Origin of the sequence: Methanobrevibacter sp. (assembly GCF_045220775.1) — an archaeon.
GTDB lineage: Archaea > Methanobacteriota > Methanobacteria > Methanobacteriales > Methanobacteriaceae > Methanocatella.
This window is the reverse complement of the sequence record NZ_JBGUWC010000177.1, coordinates 1-17,452: the sequence shown is the minus strand read 5'-3', so window position 1 is coordinate 17,452 and position 17,452 is coordinate 1. Positions and strand designations below refer to the sequence as shown.

Below are 17,452 nucleotides of genomic sequence, written 5' to 3'. Positions count from 1 at the left end.
AATGTTATCTTATTTTGTTTAGCCCTGGTGGTGTAGTTTGGATAACACATGGGACTGCGGATCCCATTCCCCGGGTTCAAATCCCGGCCAGGGCACTGTAATTTTCCGTGATTATTATGTTGAATGCTAATACTTATGTTACAGCTCAGAAAGGTATTGGTGGAACAATCAGAAACCAATATGAAGACTTTTATGTTGAAGAAATTCCAGAAATCATTCCGACAGGCGAAGGTCCAAACGTTTATGTGTGGATTGAAAAGATAGGAAGAACTACTTTGGATGTTGTTTTAGACATTGCCCGTGATTTGCACATCTCCCGTAAGAGAATGGGCTTTGCGGGAATGAAAGACAAGAAAGCCATTACTCGTCAATGGATTTGCATAGCCAACATGGATTCCGAAGAGCAATTCAAGCAGGTTGAGAATCTGGATATTTATAAGACTGATTTTTTAAAGGTTGTCCGTGGTCGCAAAAAGCTCAGAATGGGGCAGCTTAAAGGAAATAAATTCAAAATCCTCATTAAGGATTTGGATGATATCCAAGAAAGTGCAGATATCGCAAATGAGGTTTTAAAGGAACTTGAAGTGACAGGAGTTCCCAATTACTTCGGTTGGCAAAGATTCGGAAAGCCTAGAACAATAACTCACTTGGTTGGAGAGGCACTTGTTGAAAATGATTTGGAAAAGGCTGTCAGCACTTATATTGGAAATCCTTTGGACGATGAGGCCGAAGACAATAAAATGGCAAGACAGGCATATGATGAGGGAAACCTCGAAGAGTCTCTTAATCTGATGGGCAAGGGAATGAGATATGAAAAGATGATGATTAAGGAACTGATAAGGGATTCTAAAAAAGGCGAATTGAGCGATAAGTCATACATGAATGCATTGCATGCACTTCCAAAGCCGCTTCAGAGAATGTTTGTACATGCCTATCAATCTTACTTATTTAACGAAGCGGTAAGCAACAGGGTTGAAATGGGAATTAACAAATACATTGAAGGAGACATTGTCATTGACACCGAAGAAAACATTGTTCGTGACAAGACTCCTGAAGAGTACCAAGAGTTAATCGATAATTTTCAAGCCGACCCGACCTGTCCGTTATTCGGAACTAAAGTTCCATTTGCCGGAGGCAAGGTTGGTGAAATGGAAGAAAATGTCTTAAGACATTATAATATAACAAAAGCCGATTTTGAAGTTCCGAAAATGCCACGTTTGGGAAGCCATGGCCTCAGGCGTTCAATGAGATTCCAGGTGTGGGATGCATCCGCAACTCCAACAGATGATGGGGTAATGTGTGAATTTTCAATAAATAAGGGATCTTACGCTACTGCAGTTTTAAGAGAAGTGATGAAAAAGGATGTTGTTTAAATTTTTATATTTCAAAGGATAAAATGAATATGTGGTGTTAAAATGGTAATTTGTCCAGATTGTGGAAAAGAAGTAAAAGACGCTAAATTCTGTTCAAATTGTGGTTCTCGTCTTCCAGAAGTTGATGAAGTTGTTAGCGAAGAAGTTGAAAAGAAAGTTGAAATTCCTGTTGAAGAGGAATCAACAGAAGAGCCTGTAGAAGAAGTAGTTGAAGAAGAAACAGTAGAAGAATCAGTCGAAGAAAAACCGGTTGATGTTCCTGCTGAAGAAGAAACAGTGGAAGAAGCTGTTGAGGAAGAATCAGCTGAAGATTCTGTAGAAGAGGCTGTGGAAGAGGAAGCAGTTGGAGAAGAAACTGCTACTGAAGAACAAATTAAAGTTAATGTTAAGACCAAATTCTGCACAAAATGTGGAACAGAAGTTCCTCCAGAAGCAGTATTTTGTCCTGAATGTGGTTATAAGTTCGTGAAAGAAGAAAAACCACAATCCAAATTCTGTCAAAATTGCGGTAAAAAAATAGACATTAACGCTGAAATCTGTCCTCATTGTGGGGTTAGAGTAGCTAATGTTCGTTCATCTGAGGAGAAGAATGTGCTGTTATCAGCAATTTTAAGCTTTTTATTCCCAGGTTTAGGTCATCTATATCTTGGATTAAATAAAAAAGGAATTTCATTTATTATTGCTTATATAGTTTCATGGATTCTTGTATTTATACTAATCGGATTTGTTTTAGCTCTTATCGTATGGATCTGGGCTTTAGTTGATTCTATTAAATCAACTGAAGCTATCAACAGAGGAGAATTCGTTGAAGATAAGTTATTCTAAGTTTTAAGTGATTTTATGATTGAATGTAGAAATATTGCAAAAGGAAAAGCAAAAGGGGAATTGATTGTTTCATCCGAACCCATTAGCTTTTTAGGTGGGGTTAATCCTGAAACAGGCATAATTATAGATCCTACTCATGAATTGAAAGGTGAATGCATAAAAGATAAAGTGTTATTCATTCCTGGTGGTAAAGGTTCAACTGTTGGGTCTTATGTAATTTTCCAAATGATGAAGAACAATACTGCTCCAAAGGCGATAATCTGCCTAAATGCGGAACCGATTATAGCTACTGGTGCAATAATGTCCGATATTCCGATGGTGGATTCACCTTCCGAAACTAAAGATTTGATAACCGGTGCTTTAGTGGAAGTTGATGGAGACAACGGAACAATTGAAATATTGTAGTGATTAAAATGCAAACTCTAATTGAAAATGTAAACATTATCAATCCTTTAGAGGATATAAAAACTCATCAGAATGTATTGATTGAAGGTAAAACCATTAAGGAAATCTCATCAGGTAAAATATCTGCTAAAGAAGATGTTAAAGTCATTGAAGGTGATGATAATTACCTGCTTCCGGGATTCATCGATTGCCATACGCATATTTTTGCAAAAGGTTTCCATAAGGAGGAAAACATGGCAAATCCACTGGGGATTCATTTCTACAATGCGGTTCCTCATGCACTACAGACAATCAATGCGGGTGTTACAACAATTAGGGATTGCGGATCTGCAGATTTAAGTTTCAAATTGGCTCAGCAAAGAAAACTTTTCATCGCTCCTAAAATTCATTTGTCAATTACTCCTTTAGTCATGACTGGAGGTCATTTTGACTTATTCCTGCCTTCCGGATGGGATATGGAGATAATCTATCCAGGGTTTCCTAAAGGAAGATGCGACGGTATTGAAGAGGTATTGAAAAAGACCCGTGAAGTTAAACGGGCAGGTGCTGATTTTATTAAGGTAATGTGCAGTGGAGGTGTTTTGACTACAAACACGTCTCCCGAATTTGCGCAATTCAACAAGAAAGAATTGAAGACAATTGTATGTGAAGCCTGTGCCAGTGACATGAAAGTTTCAGCTCACTGTCACAGTTTGAAAGGAATGAACAATTGCATTGATGCAGGATTCAGTTCAATTGAGCATGGGACATTCATTGATAAGAAAACCGCTTGCAAGATGGTTAAAAAGAATGTCAGTTTGGTTCCAACACTTTTGGTTCATCAATTCTTAGCTAAAAGCGGTTTTCCAGTTTGGGATAGTTATGCGGAAGAAAAAACTCAAAAACTAAAGGAAATTGTTAAAGTTCACAAGGAAAACATATCAGTTGCCTACGAGCAAGGTGTCAATATCTTGATGGGAACTGACAGCGGTGTCATCCCTCATGGTCATAATTTGGAGGAGTTAGTGCACTTAACAGATATTGGAATGTCTGCAGATGAGGCAATTGCTGCAGGAACAGTTAAAGCAGCCGAATTTTTAGGAAAAGATAACTTGGGCGAAGTTAAAGAAAACTATGTTGCTGATTTGATTTTAGTTAATTCCAATCCTTTGGATGATGTTTCTGTTTTAAGTGATAATGACAATATTTTAAATGTTTTCCAAGATGGAGATTTAGTTAAATGAAACTAATCATTGATGAAGAGTCATGTACGGCATGTGGGCAATGCGCTCAAGTTTGCATTAGAGACAATATTGTTGTAGATGATTTTGCCGTTGAAACGGGGAGCAACTGTTTTGAATGTGGGCATTGCATGGCCATCTGCAAAGTTGGTGCGATAACTCTCAAAGCTTTTGAAGGCCATGAGGATAGAATTGCTGAATATAATCCCCATGAAATTCCAGTGGGATATGATGATTTTCTTCAATTTTTAAAACAAAGAAGATCTATTCGCTGGTTTAAGAAGAAAAAAATTGATGAAGCTACTTTTGATAAATTATTTGAGGGTGCTTATTATTCACCATCTGCACAAAATGAACAGGATGTTGAATTTGTAGTTTTAGATGAAGAGTTAGATGAATTCATGGAACTTGTTTATGATATAATAAAAGTTGAAGAAGAAAAATTCTTCAGAATCAAAGAATTTGGCAATTATTTGAAAGACAATGCAACTAAAGAATTTCATCCATTGCTTTGGGAAGGAAAACAACTGATTTTAACATTTTCAACTGATAAAACAAGTGCAGTCATAGCCAATACCCGTCTGGAATTGCTTGCTTATTCTTTAGGACTAGGAGGGTTTTATTCATTGTTTATTCTAAAAGCTGATGAAATTGGCCATGACAGGTTAATGGAATTTTTCCCGGAAATTGACAAGAATAAGCATATGTACTCTTCTTTTATAATAGGATATCCAAAAAAGAGGTTTAGAAGAACAATTCCTCACAAAGATATTCAAGTCAGCTATAGATAATTTATTAGTAAAACCTACAATTTTATAATATTTAAAAGCAATACTATTTTTATAAAATAACAGTTGTGATATCAAGTGAAACATAAACATATGGATTTGCCGATTGAAGGAATGCACTGTGCATCATGTGTATTGAGTGTAAACAAAACATTTGGCAAAATTGAAGGTGTAGAGGAAGTGGATGCAGACCTTGCAGCAAATAAACTCCATATTACTGTCGATACAAAAAAGATGTCTTACGAGGAAATCGAAAGGTTGGTCAAAAATCTCGGTTTTGATCTTCACTCAGACGAAATGACAATAAGGATTCAAGGAATGCACTGTGCGTCATGTACAATGAATGTTGAGAATTTTTTAATTAGATTGGACGGTATTTTTGACGTTAAGGCAGATTTGACTTCCCAATCCGCAAGGATAAGGTATGATTCATCCAAAGTTACATTGGATGAGATTGATGAGATCATCACATCTTTGGGATTTGAACTTCTGGGGGTTGAAGGCCAAACAGAAATCGATGAAGAGGCAATTTACCAACAGGACTTGAAAGAAAAACGCAATAGGATTATTGTAGGTTTGATTTTCTCAGTCATTTTAATGATTTTGATGTTCAGCGGATGGGATCCTCTAATGGGTGTTGTCGGCTCAATCAATCAGGCAACCGGTTTGAACATTTCTTCAATGGGATTGCTATCATTGATTGTAAGTATTGCACCGTTCTTATATGTGTCATTACCGATTTTAAAAGCAGGAATCAACGGATTGATGCATAAAAACCTCAATATGGATGTAATGTACTCAATGGGTATTCTAGTTGCATATATATCAAGTATCTTTGGAACATTCCATATAGTTCTTGACCATTCTTTCATGTTTTACGATTCAGCTGTAATGCTTCCTTCATTTTTAATGATTGGAAGATATCTTGAAGCAAGAGCCAAAAAGAGAACTTCAGATTCAATCCGTGAGCTGATGGGCCTTCAGCCGACTGTTGCAACAGCTATTGAAATTGGTGAAAACGGCGAAATAACCTCTCAAAAGGAAGTTTCAATAGCAGACATTGTTGTGGATGATTTGCTTTTGGTAAAGCCTGGCGAAAAAATCCCTGTTGATGGTGATGTCGTTGGCGGAGAGTCTTACGTTGATGAATCAATGATTAACGGAGAACCGATTCCTAAGGTTAAAAAAGACGGTGAAGAGGTATTTGCTGGAACCATTAATCAGGATGGAGTCTTATATATTAAAGCCAAAAAGATTGGAAAAGAGACTGTGCTTTCAAACATTATTCGTTTGGTTGAAAAGGCGCAATCCTCAAGACCGCCGGTTCAAAAATTCGCAAATACGATTGTATCTTACTTCATTCCAGTAATTCTGACAATAGCCATTGTAGTATTTTTGATATGGTATTTTGTATTGGGCGCTTCCTTGCTGTTCTCACTCACTTGTCTGATTTCAATTTTAGTTGTGGCCTGTCCATGTGCATTGGGTCTTGCAACTCCAACAGCAGTTACCGTAGGTGTCGGAAGGGCAGCAGAATATGGTATCTTAATTAAAAACGGAGATACCTTGGAAAATGCAGGCCAGATTGATGTGGCTGCATTCGATAAGACAGGTACAATAACGGAAGGAAAGCCTGAAGTCGATGATGTTATCTCATATGGAATTTCGGATGAAGAATTGATAAAACTGGCAGCCAGTGTTGAGCAAAATTCCAACCACCCAATCGCTAAAGCTATTGTAAATAAAGCTAAAGAGCTAAATATTGATTTGGATTCCACGTCCAGTTTTGAAAATGTGACAGGTAAGGGCCTGAAAGCCGAGTTGAACGGCAGTGAAGTTTCAGCCGGTAATCTGGCTTTAATGGAATCTCAGGATATTAAAGTTTCAAAGGATTTGGTTGATAAATATCATGAGCTGGAAAAGCTATCCAAAACAATCATTTTCATAGCAAAAGATAAGGCAGTTGTCGGTATTTTAAGTTTATCCGATAAAATCAAAGCAAATTCCAAAAGAGCTATTGATGAGTTGCATAAAATGGGTGTTGAAACCTATATGCTGACTGGAGATAATGAGTCCACTGCCCTCACAGTTGCACGCGAAGTAGGAATTGACAATGTCAAAGCAGGAATTCTTCCGGAAAACAAATTGGACATTGTTAAGGAAACTCAAGCAAACAATACTAAAAAGGTCTTGTTTGTCGGAGACGGAATCAACGATGCTCCTGCACTCACACAAGCGGATATTGGCGTGGCTATGGGCAATGGTACTGATATCGCTATGGAAAGCGGCGATATTGTTGTAATGGAAGGCGATTTGGAAAATGTCGTTGCTGCAGTGCAATTCTCTAAAAAGGTAATGCGCAGAATCAAGGAAAACATTTTTTGGGCATTTGCATACAACAGTATTCTAATCCCGATTGCAGCTGGTGTTCTATACCCTACTTTTGGAATAACATTTAAGCCGGCATTAGCGGGTTTGGCTATGGCATTGAGTTCTGTAACAGTCATATCCCTTTCATTGATGCTTAAGAGATATGTTCCTGAAATAAAAAGAAAAAGCAAAAATTAATTGATTTAAAAATCAATTAATTCTATTTTTTAAAGTTAAAACCAACTTTCTGACTTTTCGAGCAATTCATCGATAATGGTTGGTATTGATCCGATATAGGTATGTGGATCCATGATTTTGTCTACGTCTTCTTGAGTCAAGTATTTTTGAACTTCTTCGTCTTCCAATATTAACTCGCCGAGTAGTAGTTTTTCCTTATTTGCTTTAATGGCGTTTTTTCTCACGATTCCGTATGCAGTCTGTTTTCCCATTCCTGCACGGGTAAGTTCAGCCATTAGCCTTTCAGCCATGATTAAACCGTTGGTCAAGTTCAAGTTTCTTTCGATATTTTCATCGTAGAATACTAAGTTGCTCATCAATTTGATGGTCAAGTTCAAGATGTAGTCGGTTAAGATACAGCTTTCTGGAAACATGATTCTTTCACATGATGAATTGGTCAAGTCTCTTTCATGCCAGAGAGGGTTGTTGTCTAAAGCCGCATTTACATATGATTTTACGATTCTTGCAACACCGCAGATCCTTTCAGCGGTAATGGGGTTCATTTTGTGAGGCATTGTGCTGCTGCCCACTTGCTTTTCAGGATCGAAGTACTCTCCCACTTCCATAATTTCAGTTCTTTGCAAACTTCTGATTTCTAATGCGATTTTGTCTAATGTACTTGCAATATTGGCTAAAACACTTATGAACTCAACATGGTTGTCTCTTTGAACTACTTGGTTTGTTATTGTAGCTGCAGGAAGTCCTAAGATTTCTGCAACGCTTTTGTGGATTTCCCAACCTTGTTCTCCTAATGCTGCGGTGGTTCCTACTGCCCCGTCCATCATTCCAATGCAGACATTATTTTCAGCATGTTGCAGTCTGTCATATTGTCTGTGGAGTTCGTCAGCCCATAGTCCGAATTTCATTCCGTAGGTTGTTGGAAGTGCGTGTTGTCCGTGTGTACGTCCAATGCACACTTTCATTTTGTTTTCCTTTGCAAGGTCAAGCATTATTTTGGTTAGTCTTTCCAATTTTTCTTTCAATACTTCTATTGAGTCACGAATAAGCAATGAATTTGAACTGTCGACAATGTCGTTTGATGTAGCTCCAAAGTGAACGTATTCTCCTGCACCGTTTTCACATACTTCTGTAATTCCTTTGGATAATGCAGCAATATCGTGATTTGTTTCTGCTTCAATAGCTTTTACTCTTTCCAATTTCACGTATTTTGTATTTGCTTTTGCTGCAATTTCGTCAGCCACTTCTTGTGGAATTATTCCAAGCTTTCCTTCTGCTTGGGCCAATGCAGATTCTACATCCAGCATTCTTTGCAGTTTATTTTCTTCTTCCCAAATGCTTTTCATTTCTGGGGTCCCATATCTGAATTCAATAGGGTGTATAGCCATATTTTATCAACTCTCATAAATTATTAATCATTAATTTAAATATACATTATTATTTTATCGTTCAATATTTTTATATTTTAAGTAATTATAAGAAACATTTATATTGGTTTATTATTAAACTAATAAACACTATTATCTCAAATAATAGGTGATTATATGGAAACGAATATCCGACAGTTTCGCCAGGAAAAAGGCATAACTCAACAACAGCTTGCCGATTTGGCTGGTGTGACTCGTCAAACAATTAATGCTTTAGAAAATGCCCGTTATAACCCTTCCTTATTATTGGCCTATCATATATCCAAAATTTTGGGTAAAGATTCAATTGAAGATGTTTTTATCTTCAGTGAAGATGATTAGATGAACTGTTGGTTTATAAATTTAAAAGAATGGCTGGATTAATATACTGCTGATTTTGATTAATTAGTGTGGAGTATCTAAATTTTATTTTTTTTTGATAAAATGTCTTTATTTAACGAAAAACTTAAAACTATTACTTTAAAAGAGTTATTACCAGTCATTATCATTCTTTTTTTGATTCAATTTTTGATTAATAATTTCAGTATGGTTAATATAAGTTCAGTATGGATTTATGTATTTATCCTGCTTTATTTTGTTTACAAGCTCAAAGATTGCTTTTCAAGTTTCAAAGAGGATTTAAGCAGTGTTTTTTCAAAAGTATCATTAAAGTCAATATTTGTAATTGTCGTATTGAACATTTTTCTCTCTTATGGACTTCTCTATTTGTCCAATTTTATTTTGAATGCATTTCCAGCTATCGGGTCATTGTTTAATTTTCAGTTATCCTCAACATATCTGAACAATTCACTCATTGCAGTTGGAAGCTTTATTGCAACGGTGTTTGTCTCTCCGATTTGTGAAGAGTTGATTTTTAGGGGAGTTTTATTAAACAGATTCAAAATAATCATGCCGACATTATTTTCAGTGCTGGTTACTTCATTATTGTTTGCGTCCATGCATAGTTACGGAAGTATCATTGCAGCATTCATATTTGCAATCTGCATGGCAATTCTGTATTTAAAGACAGATAATATCCTTGTTCCGATCTTTGCACATTTCTTAAACAATCTATTGGCGGAATCCATTGTCATTGTGGATAAGACAAACATGTTATTTACAAACGGCATTGTCATTTTTGCCGTGTCAGTTTTGGCTGTCGTTTCATTTGCTTTGATTATTTATATGATTGTAAAAGAATTAAATAAAATTAAATAATAGGGAATTATAGATATCTTATCATGGATTTGAAAAAAATCGGTATTTTTTTGATACTAATAGGCATTGTTTTTACTATTGTCTTTATTGATGATAGCAAATTGTTTGTTCCTGCTTTAACAGTAACAGTTTTAGGTTTTTTAATTACTGTCATCGGTTTTGTCGATGGCGTTAGAAAACAGAAGATTATCAATGACCAGCTTGATAAGGACATTTCCACTGTTCTTCAACCTTTGATTACCAAATATTCTAACTTAAACAAGCAATATCGCAGTGAATTTGAAGGTGAAGAATACGCTGAAAAAAGGCTTCAGTTAAATAAGGATTTGGAAAGGGAAATAACTGAAAAACTTCCATATCTGGAAAGCAGAGAAATTAAAAAAATTGTTATTCAATTTAGCAAAGAACAGGACAAAATGTATTAATCTTTTTTTTAAAAGTAACATTAATGTACAAATTGTTACAACAAGGTTTTAAATAGTACATTGTACTAACTATATTATAGTAAATGAAAAGTGTGATAATCATGTTTTCCCCAAGTTTAGAAGATGTTATGGAAATTGGAAAGGATACGGAGTATAAGCGAATACCTATATCTTATGAATTATTTTCAGATATAGCTACTCCTATCGAAGTTTTAAGAATTTTAAAAGGTATTAGTGACCATGCTTACATGTTAGAGAGTGTCGAAGATTCACAAAAATGGGGAAGATACAGTTTTTTAGGATATGATCCGCTTTTGGAGTTCACTTGTCAAAACGGAATTGTCACCATAAAGGGAGATAAGGATTTTAATGAGCTTACTGATGAGGAGGTAGTTATTGAAACCACTAATCCCGGAGAAATCATTAAAGATTTGGTAAAAAAGAACAAATCACCTAAATTGGAACATTTACCTCCTTTTACAGGCGGTTTTGTAGGATATTTCGCATATGACTACATCAAATATGCGGAACCTTCCCTTAATCTGGATGCAGAAAATCAAGACCAGTTCAAGGACATTGACCTGATGCTTTTTGATAAGGTTATAGCATTTGATAATTTCAAACAGAAGATTGTCATCATCGTAAACATTAAAACCGATGATTTGGAAAACAACTATAAAAAGGCTTGTGATGATTTGGTTGAAATCGCTAGTTTAATCAAGACAGGCAAAAAAGCAGAAATCGAACCTCTTGAGCTGAAATCCGATTTCAAACCGGCATTTTCACGTGAAAAATATTGCAATATGGTTGAGAGGGCAAAGCACTATATTCGCGAAGGGGATATTTTCCAGGTTGTTTTATCAAACAGAATCGAAGCCGACATTTCCGGAAGCCTGTTTGACACTTATAGGGTTTTGAGAACAACAAATCCTTCTCCGTACATGTTTTACTTCTCAAGCAATGACATTGAAATCGCAGGAGCCTCTCCCGAAACCCTGGTCAAGCTGAACGATAATAAGTTATACACATTTCCGCTTGCAGGAACCAGGCCTCGCGGAAAAACAGATGAAGAGGATTTAAAGCTAGAAGAAGAATTATTGGCTGATGAAAAGGAATTGGCTGAGCATAACATGCTTGTTGATTTGGGAAGAAATGACATTGGAAGAATTGCAGAGATAGGGTCTGTAAAAGTTGATAAATATCTCTCAATCGAGAGATTTTCACATGTGATGCATATCGGATCTACTGTAACCGGAACCTTAAGAAGTGATTTGGATTCCCTTTCAGCTATTGATTCAATTCTGCCGGCGGGAACATTATCAGGAGCTCCAAAAATAAGGGCATGTGAAATTATCAATGAGCTGGAAGACAACAAAAGAGGAATATACGGTGGAGCTATCGGGTATGTCGATTTAAGCGGAAACATTGACACATGCATTTCAATCAGGATAGCATTTGCTCGAAACAACAAGGTATTCATCCGTTCCGGAGCGGGAATTGTTGCAGATAGCGTACCTGAGAAGGAATTTGACGAATGCTTAAACAAGGCCGCCGCAGTCATTAATGCATTGGAAATCGCTGATGGGGGGATTGAATGATTCTTTTAATCGATAACTATGACAGTTTTTCATATAATCTGTTCCAATTGGTGGGTGAGGTAAACCCAGATATTCAAGTTTATAGAAATGATAAGATCACTATTGAAGAGATAAGATCTCTAAATCCGGAATGCATCATATTGTCGCCCGGACCTGGAAAACCGGAAAATGCAGGAATCTGTATTGATATCGTAAAGGAATTCCATGATAAGATTCCAATTTTAGGAGTTTGTTTAGGCCATCAAGCAATTTGCGCTGCTTTTGGAGGTGAAATTTCCCACGCCAAAAGATTGATGCACGGCAAATCTTCAAAGGTTTCTCTGGATTATGATTTCATCTTTAAAGGTCTTCCAAGTGAAATAACAGTCGGAAGATACCATTCCTTGAGTTTGGTTAAGGACACTCTTCCGGAATGTCTTGAGATTATTTCAAGGTCTAAAGATGATAGGGAGATAATGGCCGTCAAACATAAGGATTATAATGTTTATGGCTTGCAGTTCCACCCGGAATCAATATTAACACCTGACGGTTTGACAATTATAAGAAATTTTGCAGAAAAAGTTGAAAAAGGGATATTATGATTAAAGAAGCTATTCTAAAAGTTTATAAAAATGAAGACTTAACTTATGACGAAGCATATCAGACAATGGACGAAATCATGAGTGGTGAAGCAAGTGAAGTCCAGATGAGCGCTTACTTGACAGCAATGTCCATGAAAGGAGAGACCATTGAAGAAATCACAGCGTCAGCCGAAGCAATGAGGGCTCACTGTGTAAGGCTATTGAATGACAAGGAAGTATTGGAAATAGTCGGAACCGGTGGAGACGGTTCAAACACCTTCAATATTTCAACAACATCATCAATTGTTATTTCAGCTGCAGGGGTGCCTGTTGCAAAGCACGGAAACAGGTCAGCATCAAGCAAATGCGGTGCTGCAGATGTATTGGAAGCATTGGGAGTTAACATTTACATAGAGCCTGAAAAAAGTTTGAAATGTTTGGATGAAATAAATTTATGTTTCCTGTTTGCCCAAAACTATCATCTGTCTATGAAATATGTTGCAAGTGTGCGCAAGGAACTTTCAATCAGAACCATATTCAATATTTTAGGACCTCTAACAAATCCTGCCGGAGCTACAATGCAAGTTTTGGGGGTTTATGAAAAGGAATTGGTCGAACCTTTGATTGATGTACTTAAAAACTTGGGAGTCAGCTCTGCACTATCAGTTTATGGATTGGACGGAATGGATGAGATTTCTGCCAGCGACAAGACTTTCGTATGTGAGCTTAAGGACGGCAAAACCATGTCCTATGAAATTTCTCCGGATCTTTTTGGCATGGAATTGGCATCCAAAGAAGATTTGATAGGTGGAGATGCAAAGGAAAATGCAGAAATCACATTATCAATATTGAATGGTGAAAAAGGACCAAAAAGAAATGCGGTTTTACTGAATTCTGCTGCAGGATTATATGTTGCAGGCAAAGTCGAATCATTAAGGGAAGGCGTTGCTTTGGCAGCGGATATCATTGATTCCGGAAAAGCATTAGAACAACTTGAAAAATTCATTGAATTTACAAATAGCTGATTATTATGTTAGATGAAATTGTAGAAAAAACCAAAGAAAGAATTGAACAGGCTAAAGAAATTGTTCCGTTGGATGAACTTAAAAATGAAGTCGAATCATTGGAAATTTCTGATGAATTTCCGTTTAAAAAGGCATTAAGTGAAGATGGTATTTCAATTATTGCTGAGGTTAAAAGGGCATCCCCTTCAAAAGGATTGATTGCTGAGGATTTTGACTATGTGGCTATTGCAAAAGAGTATGAAGCTGCAGGGGCCAGTGCAATTTCAGTTTTAACAGAACCTTACTTCTTTAAAGGATCTAATGATTATCTCAAAGAAATTGCAGAGAATGTTTCTATCCCCATTTTGAGAAAGGATTTTGTAATTGATGAGTACATGATTTGGGAAGCGAAACTGCTTGGAGCATCAGCGGTTTTGTTGATTGTTTCCATTTTGGATATTGCAACATTAAAGAAATTTTTGGATTTGGCACATGATTTGGGCCTTTCAGCCATTGTAGAGACCCATGACGGTAGTGAAATCACAACTGCAGTTAATGTCGGTGCTGAAATCATCGGAGTCAATAACAGAAATTTAAATGATTTTACTGTAGATATTGAAAATAGTATCAGTTTACGTAGATGTGTTGGTGGAGATGTCATATTTATTTCAGAAAGTGGCATTAAAACAAAAGAAGATGTTGCCAGATTAAAAGAAAATGATGTCGATGCAGTTTTAATAGGCGAAACTTTAATGAAATGTGATGATAAGAAGACTATGATTTCGGAGTTGAAAAATGGTTAAAATTAAAATCTGCGGACTTAAAAGATTGGAGGATATTGAACTCGTAAATAAGTACAAACCTGATTATGTAGGTTTTGTATTCGCAGACAGTAAAAGAAAAGTTTCACATGAATTGGCTAGCGAATTAAAGGACAATTTGGATTCAGACATTGTTTCAGTTGGCGTTTTTGTCGATGCCGGCCAAGATGAAATATTGGAATTGTTTGACAATGGAATTATTGATGTGGCGCAGCTTCATGGAAGCGAAAATGAAGATTACATTATCGGCTTAAAAGATAAAACCGATAACAAATTGAAGATTATAAATGCAATAGAAATGTCAGAAGAAGTTGATTTGGATATCTATGCGGATACGCAAGCCGATTTTTTGCTTTTGGATAGTGGCAAAGGCAGCGGAAAAACTTTTGACTGGCGTTTGATTAGTAAAAATTTAAAAAAAGAGTTTTTCTTGGCTGGTGGATTGGACGCTTCAAACATCTGCCAGGCAATTGAGGAATTTAAACCATATGCTGTGGATTTAAGTTCCAGTCTTGAGACTGAAGGATATAAGGATGAAAATAAAATTAAAGAAATAATGGAGGTTATAAGGTGAATAACGGAAGATATGGTGAGTATGGTGGTCAATACATATCTGAAACATTGATGAACGAGTTGCTCTACTTGGAAGAACAGTACAATCATTATATGAATGATCCCGAATTCGTAGAAGAGCTCAACACATTACTGAAGGAATATGCTGGAAGGCCATCTTTATTGTATTATGCTAAAAGAATGACAGAAGACCTTGGCGGAGCTAAAATCTATTTAAAACGTGAAGATTTAAACCACACTGGAGCTCATAAAATCAATAATGTTTTAGGCCAGGTTTTGCTTGCTAAAAAAATGGGAAAAACAAGGGTAATTGCAGAAACCGGCGCTGGCCAACATGGAGTTGCTACAGCCACAGCCGCTGCACTTTTGGACATGGAATGTGAAGTGTTTATGGGTGAAGTCGACACCCAACGTCAGGCATTGAACGTTTATAGGATGGAATTGTTGGGTGCAAAGGTACACTCAGTCAAATCCGGAACACAAACATTAAAGGATGCAGTAAACGATGCATTCAGAGATTGGATTGCTCGTGTTCATGACACTAATTATGTAATAGGTTCCACAATGGGACCTCACCCATTCCCGATGATTGTTCGTGATTTCCAGTCAGTCATCAGTGCTGAAGCCCGTGAGCAGTTCCTTGAAAAAGAAGGAAAACTTCCCGATGCAGTAATCGCATGTGTTGGGGGCGGAAGTAATGCAATGGGTGCTTTCTATAACTTCATTGAAGATGAAGACGTTAAGCTGATTGGCTGTGAAGCCGGTGGAAAAGGTGTTGATACGCCATATAATGCAGCCGCTTTAACCAACGGACAGATTGGAATATTCCATGGTATGAAATCAATTTTCAGCCAAGGGGAATACGGACAGATTGCTCCGGTATACTCCGTTTCAGCAGGCCTTGACTATCCAGGTGTCGGGCCGGAACACGCTTATTTGAGGGATACTGGCAGAGCAGAATATGTTCCGATAACCGATGAAGAAGCGGTTGAGGCATTTGAATATCTGTCAAGAATGGAAGGAATCATTCCTGCAATTGAAAGTGCACATGCAGTTGCTCACGCAATGAAATTGGCTCCGCAAATGGATAAGGATGAAATCATAATGATTTGTCTATCCGGAAGAGGCGATAAGGATGTTAAATCAATTGCAGAATACAGAGGAGTTGAGTTAAATGAGTAAAATAGCTAATGCATTTAAAGACGGAACTGCATTCATCGGATTTTTAACTGCAGGCGACCCTACAATTGATAAAACCGTTGAATATATATTGGCCATGGAAGAGGCAGGCTGCGATTTGATTGAAATAGGCATTCCATTTTCAGATCCGATGGCTGAAGGTGTTGTAATCCAGGATGCTAATGTAAGGGCACTGAAACACAACACTACAACTGATGACGTATTTGACATTGTCAGAAGAGTCCGTGAAAAAACAGATATTCCTTTAGTATTCTTAACTTACATTAACCCGGTTTTCTTTTATGGATATGAAAAATTCTTTAAGAAATGCGCTGAATTAGGAATTGATGGAATCATATCTCCAGATTTGCCGTATGAGGAAAAAGGGGAAATCGCAGACATTGCCCTTTCAAATGATGTTGATGTCATTTCATTGATTGCTCCAACTTCAAGTGAGAGAATTAAGATGATAGCCAGTGATGCAACCGGTTTCATTTATGTAGTCTCATCATTAGGCGTTACTGGGATGCGTTCCGAAATCAAAACTGATTTGAATGCAATCCTATCAGACATTCGTGAAGTAACCGATTTGCCTCTTGCTGTCGGTTTTGGTATAAATACTCCTCAACAGGCATCTGACATCTCCAAAATCGCTGATGGTGTTATCGTCGGTAGTGCCATCGTAAAAATAATAGAGGAACATGGAGAGGATGCTAGCGATGCTTTAAAAGAATATGTTTCAAGCATGAAAAGGGCATGCATGGACTGAACATGTTAAAAAGATAAATTTATTATATATAAAAAATAAATATAAATACATTATTGATTAGAGGATTATTTATGTTTAAAGCAGAATTAAGTGATTCTAGTATATTAAAAACAAGTTTTGATGCTATTTCATCAATTGTTGATGAAGTACAAATTCAAACTGACAGTGAAGGCATGAGATTAGATGCCTTAGACCGTAGTCACATAACTTTCGTTCATTTAGAACTTAAATCTAGTTTATTCGATGAATATATTTGTGATGTTCCAGAAAAGATTAATATTGATACTGATGAGTTTATGAGAGTTCTTAAAAGAGCCAAATCACAGGACAGAGTATTAATGTCAGTAGATGAAGGTAATTTCATCATTACCTTTGAAGGAGATGCTACAAGAACTTTCAAAATAAGATTAATTGACATGGAATACGATAACCCTGTTCCACCTCAAATTGATCACCCAACCAACTTTAAAGTACGTTTCTCAATCTTAAAAGATTGTATTAACGATATCGATATCTTCTCTGATAAGATTGCTTTGCAAGTTGATGAAGATTACTTCATTGCATCTGCAGATGGTGAATTCGGTGATGCAAGCATCAAATATCTTCATGGAGAAAATATCCAAGAACATGCAAAATCTTTATTCTCATTGGATAAGATTAGAGAAATGCTTAAAGCAGATAAATTTTCAGAGGAAGCTGAAATTAGTTTAGGTACTGATATGC

The 17,452-nt window shown here is 36.6% G+C and carries 18 protein-coding genes and 1 tRNA gene; 18 read left to right on the top strand and 1 reads right to left on the bottom strand.

The window, feature by feature from the left end:
• Positions 1-21: 21 nt before the first annotated feature.
• The 7 genes from ACJROP_RS11900 to ACJROP_RS11870 all read left to right on the top strand — a co-directional run bounded on the left by ACJROP_RS11900 (position 22) and on the right by ACJROP_RS11870 (position 7,179).
• Positions 22-95: transfer RNA gene (locus ACJROP_RS11900), tRNA-Arg, on the top strand.
• 21 nt (positions 96-116) lie between these two features.
• Positions 117-1,373 (top strand): tRNA pseudouridine(13) synthase TruD, encoded by a 1,257-nt coding sequence (truD, locus tag ACJROP_RS11895; protein ID WP_406535678.1) that lies wholly within the window; start codon positions 117-119, stop codon positions 1,371-1,373.
• 42 nt (positions 1,374-1,415) lie between these two features.
• Positions 1,416-2,198 carry a zinc-ribbon domain-containing protein gene (locus ACJROP_RS11890; RefSeq protein WP_406535677.1) on the top strand — a complete coding sequence of 261 codons (783 nt, stop codon included), beginning with the start codon at positions 1,416-1,418 and terminating at the stop codon, positions 2,196-2,198.
• Positions 2,199-2,213: 15 nt separating this feature from the next.
• Positions 2,214-2,603, top strand: a complete 390-nt coding sequence (locus ACJROP_RS11885; RefSeq protein ID WP_406535676.1) for a DUF126 domain-containing protein — start codon at positions 2,214-2,216, stop codon at positions 2,601-2,603.
• Positions 2,604-2,611: 8 nt separating this feature from the next.
• A complete protein-coding gene (locus ACJROP_RS11880) occupies positions 2,612-3,826 on the top strand; it encodes an amidohydrolase family protein (protein WP_406535675.1) in 1,215 nt (404 codons plus the stop codon).
• Positions 3,823-4,614: a nitroreductase family protein gene (locus tag ACJROP_RS11875; RefSeq protein ID WP_406535674.1), complete on the top strand. Its 792-nt coding sequence runs from the start codon at positions 3,823-3,825 to the stop codon at positions 4,612-4,614. Before ACJROP_RS11880 ends, ACJROP_RS11875 begins: the two co-directional genes overlap by 4 nt.
• Before the next feature lie 90 nt (positions 4,615-4,704).
• Entirely contained in the window at positions 4,705-7,179 is a 2,475-nt protein-coding gene (locus tag ACJROP_RS11870; RefSeq protein ID WP_406535679.1) for a heavy metal translocating P-type ATPase, read from the top strand.
• Positions 7,180-7,214: 35 nt separating this feature from the next.
• Here the strand turns inward: ACJROP_RS11870 and purB are convergent, their stop codons facing one another.
• Entirely contained in the window at positions 7,215-8,564 is a 1,350-nt protein-coding gene (gene purB / locus ACJROP_RS11865) for an adenylosuccinate lyase (RefSeq protein WP_406535673.1), read from the bottom strand.
• A 156-nt stretch (positions 8,565-8,720) separates the two neighbouring features.
• On the opposite strand from purB, the gene ACJROP_RS11860 reads away from it, so the two are divergent.
• From ACJROP_RS11860 to pcn, 11 genes are all read left to right on the top strand, one after another.
• Complete coding sequence (locus tag ACJROP_RS11860; RefSeq protein WP_406535672.1) at positions 8,721-8,924, top strand: helix-turn-helix transcriptional regulator; 204 nt, start codon at positions 8,721-8,723, stop codon at positions 8,922-8,924.
• 204 nt (positions 8,925-9,128) lie between these two features.
• Entirely contained in the window at positions 9,129-9,800 is a 672-nt protein-coding gene (locus ACJROP_RS11855; protein ID WP_406535671.1) for a CPBP family intramembrane glutamic endopeptidase, read from the top strand.
• 23 nt (positions 9,801-9,823) lie between these two features.
• Positions 9,824-10,225 carry a hypothetical protein gene (locus ACJROP_RS11850; RefSeq protein WP_406535670.1) on the top strand — a complete coding sequence of 134 codons (402 nt, stop codon included), beginning with the start codon at positions 9,824-9,826 and terminating at the stop codon, positions 10,223-10,225.
• 101 nt (positions 10,226-10,326) lie between these two features.
• Entirely contained in the window at positions 10,327-11,823 is a 1,497-nt protein-coding gene (trpE, locus tag ACJROP_RS11845) for an anthranilate synthase component I (protein WP_406535669.1), read from the top strand.
• Positions 11,820-12,404 (top strand): anthranilate synthase component II, encoded by a 585-nt coding sequence (locus ACJROP_RS11840; protein WP_406535668.1) that lies wholly within the window; start codon positions 11,820-11,822, stop codon positions 12,402-12,404. The genes trpE and ACJROP_RS11840 overlap by 4 nt, the downstream gene beginning before the upstream one ends.
• Positions 12,401-13,408 carry an anthranilate phosphoribosyltransferase gene (gene trpD / locus ACJROP_RS11835; RefSeq protein WP_406535667.1) on the top strand — a complete coding sequence of 336 codons (1,008 nt, stop codon included), beginning with the start codon at positions 12,401-12,403 and terminating at the stop codon, positions 13,406-13,408. Before ACJROP_RS11840 ends, trpD begins: the two co-directional genes overlap by 4 nt.
• 5 nt (positions 13,409-13,413) lie before the next feature.
• Positions 13,414-14,190: an indole-3-glycerol phosphate synthase TrpC gene (gene trpC, locus ACJROP_RS11830; protein WP_406535666.1), complete on the top strand. Its 777-nt coding sequence runs from the start codon at positions 13,414-13,416 to the stop codon at positions 14,188-14,190.
• Positions 14,183-14,782 (top strand): phosphoribosylanthranilate isomerase, encoded by a 600-nt coding sequence (locus ACJROP_RS11825; protein WP_406535665.1) that lies wholly within the window; start codon positions 14,183-14,185, stop codon positions 14,780-14,782. Before trpC ends, ACJROP_RS11825 begins: the two co-directional genes overlap by 8 nt.
• A complete protein-coding gene (trpB, locus tag ACJROP_RS11820) occupies positions 14,779-15,963 on the top strand; it encodes a tryptophan synthase subunit beta (protein WP_406535664.1) in 1,185 nt (394 codons plus the stop codon). Before ACJROP_RS11825 ends, trpB begins: the two co-directional genes overlap by 4 nt.
• Positions 15,956-16,729, top strand: coding sequence for a tryptophan synthase subunit alpha (trpA, locus tag ACJROP_RS11815; RefSeq protein ID WP_406535663.1), 774 nt, complete (start codon positions 15,956-15,958; stop codon positions 16,727-16,729). The genes trpB and trpA overlap by 8 nt, the downstream gene beginning before the upstream one ends.
• 71 nt (positions 16,730-16,800) lie before the next feature.
• Positions 16,801-17,452: proliferating cell nuclear antigen (pcna) (gene pcn / locus ACJROP_RS11810; protein ID WP_406535662.1), on the top strand; the 652-nt coding region annotated here is incomplete at its 3' end.

Bases quoted from the DNA above. Each gene is read 5' to 3' on its own strand.
- truD (WP_406535678.1), top strand. From the start codon at position 117: ATGTTGAATGCTAATACTTATGTTACAGCTCAGAAAGGTATTGGTGGA.
- ACJROP_RS11890 (WP_406535677.1), top strand. From the start codon at position 1,416: ATGGTAATTTGTCCAGATTGTGGAAAAGAAGTAAAAGACGCTAAATTC.
- ACJROP_RS11885 (WP_406535676.1), top strand. From the start codon at position 2,214: ATGATTGAATGTAGAAATATTGCAAAAGGAAAAGCAAAAGGGGAATTG.
- ACJROP_RS11880 (WP_406535675.1), top strand. From the start codon at position 2,612: ATGCAAACTCTAATTGAAAATGTAAACATTATCAATCCTTTAGAGGAT.
- ACJROP_RS11875 (WP_406535674.1), top strand. From the start codon at position 3,823: ATGAAACTAATCATTGATGAAGAGTCATGTACGGCATGTGGGCAATGC.
- ACJROP_RS11870 (WP_406535679.1), top strand. From the start codon at position 4,705: ATGGATTTGCCGATTGAAGGAATGCACTGTGCATCATGTGTATTGAGT.
- purB (WP_406535673.1), bottom strand. From the start codon at position 8,564: ATGGCTATACACCCTATTGAATTCAGATATGGGACCCCAGAAATGAAA.
- ACJROP_RS11860 (WP_406535672.1), top strand. From the start codon at position 8,721: ATGGAAACGAATATCCGACAGTTTCGCCAGGAAAAAGGCATAACTCAA.
- ACJROP_RS11855 (WP_406535671.1), top strand. From the start codon at position 9,129: ATGGTTAATATAAGTTCAGTATGGATTTATGTATTTATCCTGCTTTAT.
- ACJROP_RS11850 (WP_406535670.1), top strand. From the start codon at position 9,824: ATGGATTTGAAAAAAATCGGTATTTTTTTGATACTAATAGGCATTGTT.
- trpE (WP_406535669.1), top strand. From the start codon at position 10,327: ATGTTTTCCCCAAGTTTAGAAGATGTTATGGAAATTGGAAAGGATACG.
- ACJROP_RS11840 (WP_406535668.1), top strand. From the start codon at position 11,820: ATGATTCTTTTAATCGATAACTATGACAGTTTTTCATATAATCTGTTC.
- trpD (WP_406535667.1), top strand. From the start codon at position 12,401: ATGATTAAAGAAGCTATTCTAAAAGTTTATAAAAATGAAGACTTAACT.
- trpC (WP_406535666.1), top strand. From the start codon at position 13,414: ATGTTAGATGAAATTGTAGAAAAAACCAAAGAAAGAATTGAACAGGCT.
- ACJROP_RS11825 (WP_406535665.1), top strand. From the start codon at position 14,183: ATGGTTAAAATTAAAATCTGCGGACTTAAAAGATTGGAGGATATTGAA.
- trpA (WP_406535663.1), top strand. From the start codon at position 15,956: ATGAGTAAAATAGCTAATGCATTTAAAGACGGAACTGCATTCATCGGA.